The following is a 16,468-nucleotide window of genomic DNA, read 5'->3' as shown; positions in this document are numbered from 1 at the left end:
AGACCTCCTTACAATAGCTCAATGATGCTTTCAACCCATGTTGTGACTTGCGAAAAGTTCTGTATGACAAACACAACCGCACCACCAATCAAAATACAAGTGATAATGCCACCGATACGCAATCGTGCTAAATTCTTAGCAACTAAATAAATAACAATAATCGTAACGGCTTGCACCACAATATTTAACCACCAGTTTTCTACCTGACCCAAATCAGGTAGATTACTAGTCGAACCTAAAAGCAAGCCTTGAAAAATGTTTCCCATCTTTGCGCCTCCTTATTGATAATCCAATTGTTCCACATAATAATGATTCTGTTGACGTGTAATAAGCATTTCCACATCAATTTCATAGGCTAGTTGCGTCACTACATCTAACATCCTTACTTGCGCATGAACAATAAAACCTTCTTCCGTTTGTTCCATTTGCACATCCGTGATTTCCTCAAAGGTAAACGCACCTTCTAAAGTTCCTGGTTCTTCCATCATATACGCCAAATCATCCGTATTTCCTGACGCATATTCCGTAAAGAAATCACTTAAAAAGTCTTGAATTACTTCCTGTTCTGCACCCGTATAAGCATTCAAACTTTCTGCTTCTTCTTCTACTTCAATATTGCCTTGTAAATTATCGACTTGCGTAAAATAAGGCTCTCTGGCCACTGAAAAACGATCATTTTCACTTACAACTGGGACATTTAATAATAACGTTTGCCGTTCACTGTTATTATTCGTTACACTAGAATAAGTGACTTCATATTGAAAGATCACTTCATTTTCCTTTTCCTCTACATGGAAAAGTTGCTGATTTTTGATCTCTCTTGACCCTTGCATATCACCTGTTTCATCAAAGAACTCCGGTTCATTACCTCCTGTACGAATAACCATGTAATCCTGTAACGCTGCCTTTCGTTGTTCCACCGCTTCAGGATCACTATCTACATTCATATACTTCCGAACAAAATCACGTAAATAACGGTCTGCACGAACAACATTCATTTCTTCTGCTTCATCTTCAGAAGCATTAGCTTCAAACTGTTCATCCCAATCATTCATGGACGATTGCGTATATAACGAAAGCATCACACCTAAAAAGGAAAGAAAAACTAAACCGGTTATCATAAACCAAACAAGAAAAGCTGTACGTTTAGAAGTATCTTTTTTGATAGTGCTTTTTTGCTTCTCCGGTCTTTTGATCTGGGATTTTCTACGCTTCATGCGACGGAATACATCTTTAATAGAGCTTTTCAACTGCTCACCTCTTCCAAAAAAATAATAAAGGATATAATAATTAATCTTCCTCCAGGTTTTCTATAAAAAATTCAAGTTCGTTTAAGATTCCCATCGTTAAGGCAGGATTACCAATTTCCTTTTTGCTTTGTTTGATAGACTTTCTTAATGCCATTGCTTGCTGTTTTAATTCTTCCATGATTCCACCCCTTCCAGAAAATAAATAAAGGATGTTACACGTTGTAACACCCTTTTTGGAGACGCATTTTCCATATAAACTTTTTCATGACTTCCTTTTGGATAATACGTGATCTTATAAAACGCATACCGATACGTAGAATAACCCTTCTCTCTTTTACCTTCAACTACCAAAGACGTACGAGGCGATAAATCCCGTACAAACACCTGCGAAGCGATACCAACTTGAAATCCTAAACTTTTAAAGCGTTGATTGATCGTCCGCATGACAATCACTGTTCCTCATGTTCGAGTAGTAAAAATACAACATGGACCGGCTCTTCAATTCCCTCATCTTCAGGCGGGTCATCATGTTCCGTTGTTGTAAAGGCAAAGCGAACGGTTTCCAATAAATCATTTTTCATGAAACGAACAGCCACTAAAAATACTTCATGCAGTTGCATCACCATGGACCGAACATGTTCTTTCATACGTTCAATCACTCTTTCCGTCCCTTCTAATAGCCCTAGTGATTCTAACCGTTCCTCCAGTACAGAACGATTGACTAATTCTACTTGCTTCATGGAAAAACCTCCTATGTTTTATTATGATTCAGATACATAAAACGAACAGCTTCAGGAACAATCTCTAAATTGCCATTGTCTTCATCCTCCTCAAAAAGATCCAATACCATAAAATAATAGTTATACATATAGTCTTTTACATTTACACCAACCGAGACTGTCTCCCCATAATGTAACCCTTTAGCTATATCCACTAGATGTTCCGTTAAATGATCATAATAGGACAACAAGCCATGTGCTTCTAACGTTTCAATAAAAGCCCATCTGTTTTCAAATCTTACAATCAATCCCATGTAAACACCCCCTCATAGATTAATAGTGACTGCTTATCCCACCGTTCACTATTTATTACTCGTAAAAAGCCGTTTCCTTTTTGTGATGAACCTTGCATCCCCCTGCACCCCCAGAATCAGCCAGTCACTCAAAATAACCTTGGAAACTCACAAGGCGACTGGCTCGCAAAAGTGTAGCAGGGGGATTCTTCATCACAAAAAGACTACGTTTTTTCCTGCGTCATAAACCGTTCACTAGAATAGCTTCTTTGAATATCACATGAGGAAAACCTCAACAAACCATATCCGTTGTTTGGGCCAAATGCACATCCAGCATTTTTTGGTGCCGTTCGGACATTTCTGCCGTGAGTACCATGTCAGACAACTGCTGATTTCCGGATGCCATATCATACTCATGCACCATTTTCATACTCGGAGCACAGGACTGAGCCAGCCAATTTACCGTTTTCTCATAGAAATCATCTTCCGGCTTTTGATACAGGCGAAGTTTACTTACATCCCCAATAAATGCTTGCCAAAAATTACTGGTACGCCAATACTTTTTATTTTCCTGCTTATCTTGATCAACAAAGCGAATATAATTATTAACGATCGAAAGGGCGATATAACGTAAATCCTGCTCTTTGATTAATGTCTCTACAGCTACTTGTGACCGATCATCCTTTAATCGCAGCTCATAACGATTCCATGCCCCGTACTCTTCAACATCTCGTTCATATTTCCTCGCTTGCTCGTAATTTTTTTCATAAAAACATAGATAAGCATCTGATTTTTTGGAACCAAAATAGAGTGTTGTACCACCTTCCTTTTCTTCACCAATATCAAACGAACCGTTATAATCCATCCGTTTAAATCGGGTAATCAATTCTGCACGCTTAATTTTTTCCAATAAAAAAGGCACGGTAAAATACGTTTTCGTATCATCCAGTGCCACATCAAATCGGGTAAAAGAACCCTTATATTCTATACAATCTTGAAAAAAATCAAACCATGTTTTATTCCTTGCTCGCAGGAAACTTTCAAACTGCCGACAGCCTTTACCGGACATTTCAACTAAAATGCCTCGACTATCATCAGGATTGGAATAAAACACCTTGATATAGTCTAGCTGTAGGGTTCCTACATAACCGTAAAATCCCGTTCCCTTCTCCTGCATAAAATCTCTTTTTAAATGAACGACTTGTTCTAAAATTAAATCCACATCATGCGTTTTAAAAGACACCCGTAAGTAGTCAACCATTGCTATTAAGGGATTTACTACCTCGGATTCTTCATTTTCCATCTTTACTACCCCCCTGTTAGCTAGGGGGGTTGGTGTTCTGTCGTCATTCGCTTCGCTCACTCCTCCTGTCTTCCATTCCAGTCGCTACGCTGCCGCTGGCGACTGCCGTCGCCGACGCTCCCTGCACTCCAGACACCGTATGCCTGATTTCCTCTAAAAAGTCATAGCCTTTCGGCACAAGGGGCGTGTAAAATTCTGAAATAACGGATGTACCTGCATCCGCATATCCTCGACCCTTAATTCGTTTATACATAAACGTCTTATCTACATCTCCAAACATCATGCCATAACCTGACTCAGACATTTTCCCTAATGCAACACGGAAGCTAAATTGATCACGTATACCATCAGCTAAATACTTGGCATCTGGTCTTTGCGCCGCCAGAATCAGAAAATAACCCATCTGCCGTCCAAGCATGACCAACTGCTTCATATATTCCAGAGCCTGCATCTTTTCTTTAGGGTCTAACATTTCCATAAACGCCACATATTCATCAAACACAATAAAAACAGGTGGCAAGCCTACATCTGCATAATTACCACCCGTTTTATAGCTCGGCATTTTTTTCATGTCCTCGGATCGTTGCAACATATCCTCGACCGTTTTCCGTAACGTCATCATAATTCCTGTACCCTTTGAAAAAACAGTTCCCTTCGGCATCACTTCCTCTAAATCTGCTAAATCTGCATTTTTAGGATCCAAGATACGAATATCCGCACCCGATTTTAATAAAGCATCAATCATCGTCAAGATGAAATAGGTTTTACCACCACCAGTACCACCTGCGATTAGCATGTGAGGCAATTCATCAAACTTCCATTCCATATGCTTCATAAGCTTCATGGAACCATTATTTACAGAAACCTCTTGAATCGGTATCCGATTTTTCTGGACATCGTATAGAAACTTATAACAAACGAAATTCTCCTCCATTTCTCTTTCCACCATGTCACAATATAAACCGTTCTCCAATTCTTCCCCTAATTCGAGGAATCGCTTTTGAAATCGACTCATATCCATAGCAATTCTTACATAAATATAACCTTTTTTAACCTGATAATAGGCGCGCGGAAAATATTTAATCTTTGCCTTTGTTACCTTCTTATCAGAAATTCCCCAGACGGAATCCGTGGTCACATTCTCCTTTTCAATAAAGTGATTCGATAGAAACATTCTAGCAATCTTTTGTTTGTGCAACGTCCTTTTGAAATGGCCATAAAAACAAAAATAAGCCATTGCCACCGCAATCGCTCCAGCTACGATAGATATGATAAATCCAGTCCCAAGTAATGACCAGCTCCAATGTTGAATATCCCTCAGTAACTCTAGTTGCAACCAATCACGCCACGCTACAAGATGCTCCCTATAATAGAAAACCAGCGCGAAAAGAAACACAAGAATAAAGATCATCATACCCTTTTTCCAAACCGCATATTGCATCCCCGAAGTGATTCGATGCCCCCGATATTTCCACAGACGGCGTTTTATACCATCAAAGGCCATACAACCACCTTTCCAGATAAAACCCCTCACAAAAAGTGTACAAATGCTATCGCATGCTTCTCATGAGGGAAATCTATAATCAACTTTATGGTAGAAACTATCCCAAAAGACAACCATTCTGTCACCGTTCTTATCCGTGATTATATGGCCACTTAGGAAAATGGAAATTCTTCTACCATGATTTCATTTCGGTAAAAATTCACTTCAATCCAAGCCAGGACTGCTGTTTTTCCAGTCATCACATTTCTCCTATAATAAAAGCGTGTCAGCTTCATCACGAACACGCTTCCTCTTTATTTCTTATCAGAACTTTCCTTGGATGAATCCTTAGCACTTTCTTGTTTTTTATCAAAAGTAGCATTTTGCCCGATTTCAATAATATCTTCAGCTTCCAACGTCCAAACTACATTAGCAAAATTTCCATTCGCTTGAGCACGAGCTTTAATGGTTGGATTTTTTAATTTAATTGGTTGCTGAAACTCAATCTCTTTTAAATCAATATAATCCGGGATGGTTACTTCCAATTGTTCCTTTTGTGCAGAAGAACCAATATTATAAATACGAGATTCTAATATATCTGTACGTTGTCCTTTATCACGATCAAAAAACATCTTTTCTCTATCTAATCCCATAAAAATTAAATTTCCAAAAGTAACTTCTTCCTCTGGTCTAATTCCACTTTTAAATTTCATAAATTTATTCGCTCCTCTTTTTTTGAATTCATGTTATTTATTCGATTTCCGTTCACAATTAAAAAAGTACCGCTTAGGTTCTGTGTCCGTCATGGCGCTTATCAGTCGCTCCCAGTTAACCCGATCTTGGCAACCTAGTAGGTGATTTTTATCACCATTAGGACGCTTATTCTAGCCCCCTACAGCATTTTCAAACGTGTCTAGCTGTGTACACTTAATACTCACGCGTGACATTTTCGCCAAAATACCCTATAATAAAAGTGTCAGCTTTTATGAGGGCGTATTTGACAGGCTTGTCAGATGCGCTTTCTTTCTATATATTATTATCAAAGGTCATCCATCCTTTTTAAAGTTGTATTTTTAAAATCCTATCTATCTATTACATGAATCACCCCTTTCATACAATCTTATCAAATTAACCAGCCTCTACAGGACTAGGTTTATAAATATAACGTTCTTCAAACTTTTCTCTATTAACTTTTCCGGGGATAACCATATATCCCTCTTGTTTCATCTCGGCATTTAATGTCCTGATAATTTCGTATGCTTTAGCCTGTTTCACTTTAAGTATTTTTTGAATATCATCAGGAGTCAAAAACTCATACATAAAAACACCTCCAAATGTTTATCTTTTTGTATATTACTTAGTTTAAATCAACTAATAGTTAATGTCAATGATTTATTTAACTTTTAGTGTATATTTTTTCTTTAAGTGGACATTATGTAATAAAACACTTTTTGGATATTTTTAATTTATTACTGATTGTAAATGATAAAATAAGTAAGAATTTAACTCTATGTAGAATAGGTGATAATTGATGACGTTAGAAATGACATTAGGAGAACGACTCCGTTTATCTAGAATGCGAAAAAAGCTTACACAAAAAGAAGCAGCTAAAAAGTTAAATATATCAAATAATGTCTTATCTTCTTACGAACGCGACGCTAGAGATCCAGATACAAAGATGCTAGCTTTAATGAGCGAATTGTATGATGTTTCTTCTGACTTTCTTTTAGGTTTAACAGATCATCCAAATAAGGAAGCTTATGAAAAAAAATCAAAATTAGATACTCTTTTTAACGAAGTTATATTTGAAATAACAAATGAAGACGAACCAACTATTTATTTAGATGAAGGCAATTTAGATGAAGAGACACTAAAACTTGTAAAAAAGGCACTTAAAAATGGAATGAAACTTGTCGATGATATGAAACAAAATGATGAATAACCAAAATCAGAGGTTGTCATCTTCTTCCTAATCCTTTATAATAAGAACAAACGTTCCGGATTGGGGAGTGATTTCTATTTTTACACAAGAAGCAATCAAAGAAGAAGTAAAAATGACTGTAAGCCACTATCAAACTAATAACGTTTACGAACTATGCAATCGGTTTCGCATTGAAATATTTTCAAATAATTTGGGAAAATCTATGGGGCTTCTGCAATATTATAATAATCAGCCTTTAATCCATATTCACACAAACGCCCCTCACAAAAAATTTTCTATCGCCTACATACTAGGTTACTTCTCTTTTAATTTTGACCCAGATAATTCTGTTCTTTTTGATGGCCTTGAAAATCAAGAAGCAATTACGTTTGCTACAGAGCTACTTTTAACGGATGAAATGATTCTTGCGAATTTGAATCAAGTAAGGAAACTTACTACTGGAGAAATCGCAAAATTTTTTAATTTGCCAGTCCCTGCTATTCAAATTAAGATAAATGGGATATCAGATGGTAGGATTCTTTTTCCACACTTTTAAACGAACATACGTACTGGAGGCGGTGCTTTATGCCAATCAAAAAAATCAAAAACGGACGCTATAAAGTTGACATTAGTATAGGTAGTGACCCAATTACTGGAAAACGGCGAAGACTGACAAGAACCGTTTCATCAAAAAAACAAGCAGAAGATGTTTATTATCAACTGACGCAGAAATATAACCGTGGTCAAATGTTAAGTATTCGAGACCTCAGCTTCGATATAATTGCTGAACTCTATCTTGAAGATTGCAAATTACACAAAAAACCTAATTATTATCAAAATCAGCAATACCTTATTCATAAACACATAGCGAAGAATTTTAAAAAGAGTAATCTGAAAAAAGTTACTGCAAATGACATTCGCGATTATCAACAAAGATTGATTAATTCAGGGCTAAGTAACAAATCAATCAACAACATTATGATCTGCCTCAAATGTATTTTTGATAAAGCACTGGAAGAACACGTCATAACTATAAACCCATGTAACTCTGTAAAGAACTTACCCTTGGACAAAAAACAAATGAAGTTTTGGACGCCTGACCAATTTAAAGAATTCATCAGCCTAATTAATGATGAAGAGGAATTTTTGTTCAAAGCTTATTATACAACTGGATATCTTACTGGCATGCGCTGCGGCGAAATGCTTGCCCTAAATTGGAACGATATAGACGAATACAGAAGAGAAATTAATGTCTACAAGTCATTGACTTACATTGACAAAGAAATAGTTATCACTGAGCCTAAAACTAAAAACTCTATTCGCCGTATCAGTATTAATTCAAAGCTTCTCGCTCTATTGAAGACATGGAGAAAGAAACAACAGTTACTTTTCAGCAAGTTAAATATACCTCATTCAGGCAACACTCATATTTTTCAATATCGAGAAAAGGCACCAACCAAAGATATTTTCAGTCGGCGCATTCGAACCATTTGCAAACGGGGAGAGCTAATCCCTATTCGTCAACACGATCTAAGGCATTCTCATGTAGCCTTACTCATTCATCAAGGAGAAGACTATCCAATAATCAAAGAACGTCTAGGACACGCGTCCATTAAAACAACCATAGATGTTTATGGTCACCTCTTTCCTAATAAACAAAAAGAAACAGCTGACAAACTCGACGATTTATTCTAATGTTCTAAATGCCCTTGAAGCCCCTTAGGCTTTCTAAGGGCTATCCTAATTATTTACTTTAGCGTATCTATTGAGTAACAATAAGTTGTTTATTTTTGACAACTTAAAGCCGCATTCTTCCGTTGAAAAATGCGGCTGTTTCACATTTGCTTAACCATTACATTTGAAATTTGATAATAAAGTTGTTTACTGTTATTCAACAAAAGTGCTCCTATGATTGAAGATTATTACAAAAGTCATTTGACTATAGATAGGTTCACTAAAACGATTTTCTCAATTTCCTGAATCATGATGCACTCACCTTCTTAGTGATAACAGTTTGCTATTCTGGGCATTGATTCATCTTTTTCACGAATAAATACTACCCCACTAGGTTTAGTATCAATTACAACTCCTTCAAGTTCTAACTTCATTATTTCCCTGATACCAAATAGCCATTCTCTTTCCGTTACGCTTCCTCGCTTACAGGAAATGCTGAGAACCTGTCTATTATTGCCGACTTCGTGTAAAAAATGTGTTGATCCACTATCATAAGCCTTTATCTTTGGTGATTCATCAGGCGAAAACATTTTAACCATTTTTATTTCGTTTTGACAGTTAGCAGTTACATCTTTAATCTTCATTTATAATTCCTCCTTTAAAGAACATTTGTTCTAATTATAGTCAAAGAAGGATAAAAAATCAACTATAAAAGGTTATTGTTTAAGGCTTATGGTTTTTATACAATCGTCAGCAATAGGTAAGCATTTGAGGTTATCTCCAGCTTTTCCCCTGCTCAACACGGAACGTGCAAGTTTCCCCGCATTCCGCGCTCCATCTAACCGAATCTACTAGATGATAAGTTCCTCGTTACTTCCAGGGAAGAGAATCACATGACAACTCTCCTACCTAAAAGCTTGCACTGTGGCATCCCTCCTAACTGAGCGATGTCCCCACTTTCCTACCCGATCGGTGCAATGCACGCTTGGAAAACCATTGTTCAAATCGTTAGACTTGGGGCTGTTCCTCCACTCCCATTACAGGAGATTCCTTGGTCATGCCCCTACCCTCGCAAAAATAAATGCTTTTCAGCTTATGCCTTATAGCAACCGTTTCGGATGACAGTCCTTGTTTCAACGTTTCTTGCTTTCCAAGTCCCTTACAACGTAGCTATCCGTTCTAAACGTAGGTGCTTCCTGTAAGCCTGTGAGCTGGATACCGCCTTTGTTCGGTATAGCGTATTTCAGAGGGCGCATTTTTACTTTACACCACTCACGTCATCGTTGGATGACCCATAAGTTTCCTTATGTTCAATCTTTAGACCCTTAAATCCGGAAGTTTGTCAGTCCCTTTTCAACGGAACATTCTCACCTTATCTAGTTTTTCAGCCGTGCGGCATATCCGTTGGCATACCTTTTCCAAAGTGAATGGCTTCAGCCTTCGTTCTGCCGAATCTACCTGTACTTCAAACCCCATGACCTGTCAGTCATGACGCATGCAGGAGTATTGGCGGGATGGTTTCAGGAAACATGGTTCCATCATTCCCATCCTCCGTTGTAAAGTTGAAATTATTTTATTTTAATTCCCTGTTTTTCACGCTACAAAGCGTTTATAACAGAACTTGTCGAGCGGCGCCCGATTGATGAAGACTATATGTGTATTTAAAATGAATTTTGCGGAAAGCTACAACAAAAGTATAAAGGAGACAAATAATGAAAAAAATTGTGCTTTTGTTTACGGTAGCAATGTTTTTTACACTTACAACAATAGGTTCAATTAATGCTCAGACTGAATTAACGAATGAAGAAAAAGAGTTTGTACAAACCATTGTAAATGACTTTGAAGATTCACATAGCATAGATCTTGAGGGGTATGATTTCTTTGATGTTAAAAAAACACCGTCTGATAAAGATAATTTGACTCCCGATGAAAAATCTTTAACAAATGTATACACGGATATTGTTGAAAACCAAAGTTTTTTTGGGATTAGCCCGCTCATGTACATTGATAAGGCAAATAACAATGGATATGTGTTAGAGAAAGAATTAAACGGAATGAACAATCTCTATATTTTATCTAAATCAAATCAAACCTGGAAGATTTCAGATAAAGTCCACAAAAAAGGGATAGATTTAGATGAGCTACTAAACAAATAATAATATAGGTGTAGCATTCATCAATTATAACCTTTTGGCCGGGGCGCAGTTTCTCTATTTAAGAATCGCGCTCCGATTGACGCATAAACCTTATTCCGTTAAATGGCCCTTATATGCGATATTGGCGCTATTCTTTGTTAGGGAAAAGCGCCCGATTGGTGAAGATCATTATCGAAGCAATACAACCGATAGCTTGATAAGAAAATCAGCATTTCAAACCAATTGAAATAATTACTTTTGCAGTTGATTTAAAATTAGTTTCAATACATCGTTCTGTGACATATCACTAGTCAATATTGTTTCTCCATTCACTCCAAGATCATCGTTCGGATTCCACCAAGCACGTAAGGAGTCTTCTCTGAATTCCGTCCTTTTCGAACTAGAGTTATGACGTTCAACTGTTTCATCAAAGGATAAATCAAAATAATAAGTGTATGTCTTTTGATTATAGAACTGGATTAAGTTATTCAGCATTTCACCATAACGACCTTTATATAAGATCCCTTCCACAATAATAAATTCACATTTGTCTTTACCGTATTCTGCAATTTGGCGAATCAAATCAATGGAAAGATTCCCTTCCCTATCGTGAACCTTCAACATTTCACGGCGAACGACATCCTGAGAAACCAATAGTGTTCCACGCCCCAAATCATTTTGAAGACTTTTCGCAGTCGTTGTTTTTCCACTTCCAGAGTTTCCTCGTATGATAATTAGCTTAGATTCCATATACTCCCCCTACTCATCATCCTAATCGCCTTCTGGGCTATTAATTTAAAAGTCTTATTCCGTTAAATGGCCCTATTCTGGCATAATTTTTATTCAGCTAAAGCGCCCGATTGTTGCGTTATGTTTCTATGTTTTTATCTTTCTTGCGCCCACTGCTTTTAAAATTCTTCCTTACTTATATCTACTTAATATTTCTTCTGGAATATGACAATAATCATTTGGACATCTATCTAACCTATCTTGATGTTCTTCTGCATTTCTCACATAGTTTGTAAGAGGTAATACTTCAACAACTATAAGGTCATAATCTTTTCTTTCACTAAGTAATGCCTTCGCCTCTTTTAAGTGTTCTAGCATTTCACTATATACTCCTGTTCTATATTTCTCGCCAACATCCTGTCCTTGTTTATTCAAACTGTATGGATCAATGATTTCAAATAAATATCCCATTAATTCCCTGATTGTTACAACCGTCGGATCAAATCCTGTCTTTACACATTCGGCGTACCCATCATACTCACCCTCAAGTGTATGACTTGTTCCATTAGCTCTTCCCGCTTCTGTAAACTTAACTCCAGGTAAAGTCTTTATAAAAGCTTGTACTCCCCATAAACATCCACCTGCAAAATATACTACTTCCATATCGCTCTCCCCCTACACAGCAAAATGGCCCTACAATGACAATTTGGACGCTGTCCTTTATTCCAGAAGTGCGCCCGTTAATTTAAGATACTGTTGCTGTAGTAACTCGTTCCAATAACTCATCAAGAGTTCCAAAGCATTTTTCAACCTCTGGTAGATGATAAAACGTACTTGTTATTTTAAAATTATTTACTTCCTCATTTGGAGAATAAAGAAAAAGCCCTTTTCCTTGTCCCAATGCGATACCTAGTTCAATGTGAGTTCCATTCCCTCCAGGTAATAAAATCACAATGAAGTCGGACTCTAATATCCCATTTTTTTCTTTTTGACCAATAATCTTTAAATCATCAAATGTAGAGATTTGTTCATTTTTCGTCCAGTCATAAGTATGTATGTAACCTTTACTTACAAGTTGATCACTTACATAACGAACTGCATCTATGTTTCTAAAACTCGAAGCTACGTAAAATTTCTCCATATTAAAGGTATCCCCTTTTGATTTTTTGTTGTTTCTGCCATCCAAATGGACATAAGTATCATTACAAATTCTTTAATAATCTGGATCTTTCAGCAAAAGTGGCGCAAGTCCTATGCCGTTCTTGCGCCCTTTAACGGAAGAAAACAGCGTAAACCGCAATACCTAATATTAATACAAGAATAATTATTCCAGTTACCTTCCAATTCAATCCGCCAACTAAATCGGAAAGATTACTTCCATGAATACTGCTAGAAGGTTTTTTCAATTCCTGCTGTCTCATTCTTTCACGTCTTTCTTCAGGAGTTTCATTATCTTTGCCCAATTTTTCACCCCCATAATCATATGCACAATGCGACAATCGCGCTCTTTTGTTTAAGTATAATTCCTCACAATACCTCTTTATATTTAACAACATATGGTGTGAGCAAAAAACCAATAATTCCTATAAGAAATCCTATACCAACCATTACAAAGCTGTTACCTAAAGGATAAAGAACATAACCAAATATAAATATTGGCAAAAGACTCATAGCTCCAACTGTACTTTTACCAAAATTGGTTATCTTATGTTTGGTATATGCCAGCCAAAACGATTTAAAGATTTTACTCCAACTAAATTGTGAATTACAGTTTTTACATTTTTGCAAATTACCCCTCCTTAATACGTAAAACTTTTGCCTACAATCTAGACCTATGAGGCAATATTGACGCTAATGCTTATTCAAGATAAGCGCCCGATTATTGATTATTTAAGATTTTCTTGTCTTTATTTCTTTTAGTAAAAAATGCGACAATAAAAAAGACAATTGCGTTAATTACTAAAAGCGCACTAAAAGTAAATCCCGCTGCAGCCCCCGCTATTCCATCTCCAACCTTCTGACCGATTACATTCGTTGTAATGGAAATAACAAACGGTGTGCTAACAATAAAAATTACCCCAGCGATTCCCCATACCAACCAACTTATCTTTGCTAAGAAAAAAATTAAAACATTAAGCACAAAAAGTATTAGAATAAATATAACCAAAGAATTCATAAGGTCCCCCTAAAAATCACATCATTTTTTTACATTACCCAGCTAGTATTTATGCCGCAATATGGCCCGATTGAAGCATAACCTTTCTTCCGCAAAAACGCCTCGATAAAAGCATAACTATAAATATGCTGGCAAATAATGTTTATACATTTCGACTGCATCTGTATGGTTTCTAAGGGTAGAGAGTGTTTTAGGGTGAGGATTGACATAAATCATAGGATAATCTTTTTCATCCTTATCATCGTTCACCTTAAAAGCTAACTTTTTTTCGTCGATTGAAAATTGTGCATCAATACCCTTTTTGTTTCCACGGGCATCTATCCGAATCCATTTATTTTTGGAGCTTAAGAAAATTGCATTTAAAGCGTGAATACAATAGCCTTTCTCTGGTGTGTCAAATAGCATTAAACGTTGGTAACAAAATCCTGTGGGGATATTTTGCGAACGTAATAAAGCAGCCAGTAAATTTGACTTTGCATAACAAATACCCTCTCTATAGTTCAAGGTATCAGAAGCATCACATGTTACCCGTTCTCCCTTAATATCCCAAGAGTGATCAACTTGATCTCTAACAAATTTAAAAGCTATTTCAGCTTTAACAATTTCTGATTGAGATTGGTTGAATAATTCAGTAATCTTTTCTTGTACTTTAGGGTGGGAATAATTGATTTCTTTTGTATCATGTAAATAATCATTTATCAAACCAGACTCGCAAATCAACTCCATAAACACCCTCCATTTATATGTAAATTACATTTAGGATACATTGTATAGCCACAATTTTAAAGCCCGAATTTTAATATTTAAACTTACTTTAGGCGCATTGAGTTATTCCATTAAATGGCCCTTTTCTGGAAGATCATTTTCAGACCAGTAAAGGCTTTTTTTGTATTAAACATCTTTTATTGAAAAGCAAAGAACTATTATCTTCTCTTTATAATATTTGTACATCAATTATATCACGAAATTTTGCATTTTCATTATTTTTAAGGAAAATATACCCTTTTTGTGTATTGATAGAAGAGATTTTATCTTTAACATAGTAAAAATGGTGATTTGCAAAATATTTAACTTTGACTGTAAGGTCATTGTGGATTGCCATTTGCAACTTCATCTCGATTTCTTCTATCTGTTGCTCATCCAACACTGGCTTCTCTTTACGTTCCTCCTGTTCCCAATACTTATTTAGCATTTGTATTTGTTCTGGCATCATAAGAGCAGTCCATTTCTTTGTTCCACGATCATTAACTCCACTCATTTTTATTTATGCACCTACTTTCCCTTTAATTAACCCTGCCGAAAGGATATTATTTAATTTAAATTTTCGCACCTTTCCCCGATAACAACAGTAAGCAAGAATATGATTATCCTGAACCTGCAACACACGTATATACCTTTGCGTAACTTGGTTATTGCAATCAATATAAATGATGTTGATTGTTTCTTTTCTTTGTAAAGAGCGATTAAACAAATCCATAATCATATCACCTCCAGAAACGTTTGTTCTTTTTATTTTATATGAACACATGTTCTTTTTCAAGCAGAAAAATATGGATAAATTGCAACTCTACACAAAAATTTCTTTTCGATATTAGTTACAGGATATACTCCTTCAGAGAAATTCCTCAAACATCAAACCTATTCATCGTTAAAACTTCAGAAAAGCGCACAGACACATTATTAAACAACACCATCTCCAATATGTATTTCACAACCTTAATAAGTCAGAATGGCTTAAAACGCAAATCAGAGGCATTTAAAGGTGTCAGATGTTAATTAACAATAAAAACGTTTAAAAACTCCTGTTGAGCTATTTCATTTAAGCCAAGTTTGTCGAATCAAAAGAAAAAAACCTTTATAACAAATTTTGCATGTAATGGTTGAGCGAATCCCTAAAGTAAATGAATTTATTGTTACTCAATCCTAGATTAAATTACATGCTCACTTGATTTACGAACATTAAAAACTGACCAATAATCCCCCAGAAAACCCAATGGAGTAAAACTGGAGTAAAAAAGCATAAAAAATACGCCCATTTACAATATAAAATGAGCGTAAATAAAAACACCAAGAGTCGCAAAACCCTTGGCATTCCTGAATTTGTTGCTATAGTGCGGTCGAGAGGACTTGAACCTCCACGGGTTATACACCCACTAGGCCCTCAACCTAGCGCGTCTGCCATTCCGCCACGACCGCATAGATTTATAAAATAGTTTTGAAGTACCTTATACTTTATTTTGTATTATGAAATACGCAACATTTCTGTACCCTGCATTAAAATTAAAATGCCATGAATGTTCACAGCAATTATTTTAATGGTGCGGGTGAAGGGACTTGAACCCCCACGTCCGAAGACACTAGAGCCTGATTCTAGCGCGTCTGCCAATTCCGCCACACCCGCATGCCTTCTATATAAATGGTGAGCCATGGAGGATTCGAACCTCCGACCCTCTGATTAAAAGTCAGATGCTCTGCCAACTGAGCTAATGGCTCTTGTTCGTTTAGTTTTCCTTACTTTCGCGTTATCAGCTATCTAATGACACCATTTCTTCTAACTTAATCAATGTTGTTTAGTGTACTAATTTACTTTCTATATTATATAGCTCAACTTGAATAATCGTCGCAAGGCAAAATCATTAAATATTGCTAGCAGCTTCAATATCGAGAGAGCATTCTATTTTCAATATAATAGATCCTCAATTAAAAAATGGCTGGGCTACCAGGATTCGAACCTGGGGTACACGGGATCAAAACCCGATGCCTTACCGCTTGGCTATAGCCCAAC

General features: G+C 36.3%; 25 protein-coding genes and 4 tRNA genes. 4 read left to right on the top strand and 25 right to left on the bottom strand.

What is annotated here, in order from left to right; translation table 11 throughout:
- Positions 1 to 8 precede the first annotated feature (8 nt).
- The 11 genes from KFZ58_RS03915 to xis form a co-directional block, all read right to left on the bottom strand.
- Entirely contained in the window at positions 9 to 266 is a 258-nt protein-coding gene (locus KFZ58_RS03915) for a TcpD family membrane protein (protein ID WP_235793545.1), read from the bottom strand.
- A 12-nt stretch (positions 267 to 278) separates the two neighbouring features.
- A complete protein-coding gene (locus KFZ58_RS03910) occupies positions 279 to 1,250 on the bottom strand; it encodes a conjugal transfer protein (protein WP_235793544.1) in 972 nt (323 codons plus the stop codon).
- Between the two features lie 40 nt (positions 1,251 to 1,290).
- A complete protein-coding gene (locus KFZ58_RS03905; RefSeq protein WP_235793543.1) occupies positions 1,291 to 1,428 on the bottom strand; it encodes a hypothetical protein in 138 nt (45 codons plus the stop codon).
- Positions 1,416 to 1,694: a hypothetical protein gene (locus tag KFZ58_RS03900; protein WP_235793542.1), complete on the bottom strand. Its 279-nt coding sequence runs from the start codon at positions 1,692 to 1,694 to the stop codon at positions 1,416 to 1,418. Before KFZ58_RS03900 ends, KFZ58_RS03905 begins: the two co-directional genes overlap by 13 nt.
- 5 nt (positions 1,695 to 1,699) lie before the next feature.
- The gene (locus KFZ58_RS03895; protein WP_235793541.1) at positions 1,700 to 1,990 is read right to left on the bottom strand and encodes a hypothetical protein; all 291 of its coding nucleotides are present in this window, start codon (positions 1,988 to 1,990) and stop codon (positions 1,700 to 1,702) included.
- 11 nt (positions 1,991 to 2,001) lie between these two features.
- On the bottom strand, positions 2,002 to 2,283 hold the full coding sequence (locus KFZ58_RS03890; protein ID WP_235793540.1) for a hypothetical protein: 282 nt from the start codon (positions 2,281 to 2,283) through the stop codon (positions 2,002 to 2,004).
- A 271-nt stretch (positions 2,284 to 2,554) separates the two neighbouring features.
- Positions 2,555 to 3,565 carry a replication initiation factor domain-containing protein gene (locus tag KFZ58_RS03885; RefSeq protein ID WP_235793539.1) on the bottom strand — a complete coding sequence of 337 codons (1,011 nt, stop codon included), beginning with the start codon at positions 3,563 to 3,565 and terminating at the stop codon, positions 2,555 to 2,557.
- A 43-nt stretch (positions 3,566 to 3,608) separates the two neighbouring features.
- Positions 3,609 to 5,069 carry an FtsK/SpoIIIE domain-containing protein gene (locus KFZ58_RS03880; RefSeq protein ID WP_235793538.1) on the bottom strand — a complete coding sequence of 487 codons (1,461 nt, stop codon included), beginning with the start codon at positions 5,067 to 5,069 and terminating at the stop codon, positions 3,609 to 3,611.
- A gap of 152 nt (positions 5,070 to 5,221) precedes the next feature.
- Positions 5,222 to 5,347 (bottom strand): hypothetical protein, encoded by a 126-nt coding sequence (locus KFZ58_RS19125; RefSeq protein ID WP_255695047.1) that lies wholly within the window; start codon positions 5,345 to 5,347, stop codon positions 5,222 to 5,224.
- 15 nt (positions 5,348 to 5,362) lie between these two features.
- Positions 5,363 to 5,761: a DUF961 family protein gene (locus KFZ58_RS03875; RefSeq protein ID WP_235793537.1), complete on the bottom strand. Its 399-nt coding sequence runs from the start codon at positions 5,759 to 5,761 to the stop codon at positions 5,363 to 5,365.
- 415 nt (positions 5,762 to 6,176) lie between these two features.
- On the bottom strand, positions 6,177 to 6,368 hold the full coding sequence (gene xis, locus KFZ58_RS03870; protein ID WP_235793536.1) for an ICEBs1 excisionase: 192 nt from the start codon (positions 6,366 to 6,368) through the stop codon (positions 6,177 to 6,179).
- A gap of 211 nt (positions 6,369 to 6,579) precedes the next feature.
- On the opposite strand from xis, the gene KFZ58_RS03865 reads away from it, so the two are divergent.
- The 3 genes from KFZ58_RS03865 (at position 6,580) to KFZ58_RS03855 (ending at position 8,664) form a co-directional block, all read left to right on the top strand.
- The gene (locus KFZ58_RS03865) at positions 6,580 to 6,990 is read left to right on the top strand and encodes a helix-turn-helix domain-containing protein (protein ID WP_235793535.1); all 411 of its coding nucleotides are present in this window, start codon (positions 6,580 to 6,582) and stop codon (positions 6,988 to 6,990) included.
- A 67-nt stretch (positions 6,991 to 7,057) separates the two neighbouring features.
- Positions 7,058 to 7,525, top strand: coding sequence for an ImmA/IrrE family metallo-endopeptidase (locus KFZ58_RS03860; protein ID WP_235793534.1), 468 nt, complete (start codon positions 7,058 to 7,060; stop codon positions 7,523 to 7,525).
- Positions 7,526 to 7,554: 29 nt separating this feature from the next.
- Positions 7,555 to 8,664, top strand: coding sequence for a tyrosine-type recombinase/integrase (locus tag KFZ58_RS03855; RefSeq protein ID WP_235793533.1), 1,110 nt, complete (start codon positions 7,555 to 7,557; stop codon positions 8,662 to 8,664).
- Positions 8,665 to 8,969: 305 nt separating this feature from the next.
- Here KFZ58_RS03855 and KFZ58_RS03850 read toward each other — a convergent pair whose 3' ends face one another.
- Positions 8,970 to 9,287: a hypothetical protein gene (locus KFZ58_RS03850; RefSeq protein WP_235793532.1), complete on the bottom strand. Its 318-nt coding sequence runs from the start codon at positions 9,285 to 9,287 to the stop codon at positions 8,970 to 8,972.
- Positions 9,288 to 10,355: 1,068 nt separating this feature from the next.
- Between KFZ58_RS03850 and KFZ58_RS03845 the strand changes: the two genes are divergently transcribed.
- Positions 10,356 to 10,799, top strand: coding sequence for a hypothetical protein (locus KFZ58_RS03845; RefSeq protein ID WP_235793531.1), 444 nt, complete (start codon positions 10,356 to 10,358; stop codon positions 10,797 to 10,799).
- Between the two features lie 231 nt (positions 10,800 to 11,030).
- On the opposite strand, the gene KFZ58_RS03840 is transcribed toward KFZ58_RS03845, so the two are convergent.
- From KFZ58_RS03840 to KFZ58_RS03780, 13 genes are all read right to left on the bottom strand, one after another.
- Positions 11,031 to 11,528, bottom strand: a complete 498-nt coding sequence (locus KFZ58_RS03840; protein ID WP_235793530.1) for a kinase — start codon at positions 11,526 to 11,528, stop codon at positions 11,031 to 11,033.
- A 171-nt stretch (positions 11,529 to 11,699) separates the two neighbouring features.
- Positions 11,700 to 12,170, bottom strand: a complete 471-nt coding sequence (locus KFZ58_RS03835; RefSeq protein ID WP_235793529.1) for a peptide-methionine (S)-S-oxide reductase — start codon at positions 12,168 to 12,170, stop codon at positions 11,700 to 11,702.
- An 82-nt stretch (positions 12,171 to 12,252) separates the two neighbouring features.
- The gene (locus tag KFZ58_RS03830; RefSeq protein ID WP_235793528.1) at positions 12,253 to 12,648 is read right to left on the bottom strand and encodes a group-specific protein; all 396 of its coding nucleotides are present in this window, start codon (positions 12,646 to 12,648) and stop codon (positions 12,253 to 12,255) included.
- A 130-nt stretch (positions 12,649 to 12,778) separates the two neighbouring features.
- On the bottom strand, positions 12,779 to 12,970 hold the full coding sequence (locus KFZ58_RS03825; protein WP_235793527.1) for a DUF6366 family protein: 192 nt from the start codon (positions 12,968 to 12,970) through the stop codon (positions 12,779 to 12,781).
- Positions 12,971 to 13,034: 64 nt separating this feature from the next.
- Positions 13,035 to 13,295: a hypothetical protein gene (locus KFZ58_RS03820; RefSeq protein ID WP_235793526.1), complete on the bottom strand. Its 261-nt coding sequence runs from the start codon at positions 13,293 to 13,295 to the stop codon at positions 13,035 to 13,037.
- A gap of 91 nt (positions 13,296 to 13,386) precedes the next feature.
- The gene (locus KFZ58_RS03815) at positions 13,387 to 13,683 is read right to left on the bottom strand and encodes a hypothetical protein (RefSeq protein WP_235793525.1); all 297 of its coding nucleotides are present in this window, start codon (positions 13,681 to 13,683) and stop codon (positions 13,387 to 13,389) included.
- A 117-nt stretch (positions 13,684 to 13,800) separates the two neighbouring features.
- Entirely contained in the window at positions 13,801 to 14,409 is a 609-nt protein-coding gene (locus tag KFZ58_RS03810) for a transglutaminase-like domain-containing protein (RefSeq protein WP_235793524.1), read from the bottom strand.
- A 208-nt stretch (positions 14,410 to 14,617) separates the two neighbouring features.
- Positions 14,618 to 14,941, bottom strand: coding sequence for a YolD-like family protein (locus KFZ58_RS03805; RefSeq protein ID WP_235793523.1), 324 nt, complete (start codon positions 14,939 to 14,941; stop codon positions 14,618 to 14,620).
- Positions 14,942 to 14,947: 6 nt separating this feature from the next.
- Positions 14,948 to 15,160, bottom strand: coding sequence for a WYL domain-containing protein (locus KFZ58_RS03800; RefSeq protein ID WP_235793522.1), 213 nt, complete (start codon positions 15,158 to 15,160; stop codon positions 14,948 to 14,950).
- Between the two features lie 635 nt (positions 15,161 to 15,795).
- Positions 15,796 to 15,879 (bottom strand) — tRNA-Leu (locus KFZ58_RS03795).
- A gap of 120 nt (positions 15,880 to 15,999) precedes the next feature.
- Positions 16,000 to 16,084, bottom strand: a tRNA-Leu gene (locus KFZ58_RS03790).
- A 16-nt stretch (positions 16,085 to 16,100) separates the two neighbouring features.
- Positions 16,101 to 16,176 (bottom strand) — tRNA-Lys (locus tag KFZ58_RS03785).
- Positions 16,177 to 16,391: 215 nt separating this feature from the next.
- Positions 16,392 to 16,466 (bottom strand) — tRNA-Gln (locus tag KFZ58_RS03780).
- Positions 16,467 to 16,468 lie beyond the last annotated feature (2 nt).

This window comes from Virgibacillus sp. NKC19-16 (genome assembly GCF_021560035.1).
In the GTDB taxonomy this organism is placed as follows: domain Bacteria; phylum Bacillota; class Bacilli; order Bacillales; family Amphibacillaceae; genus Virgibacillus_L; species Virgibacillus_L salidurans.
This window is presented reverse-complemented; position numbering and strand designations above follow the sequence as displayed.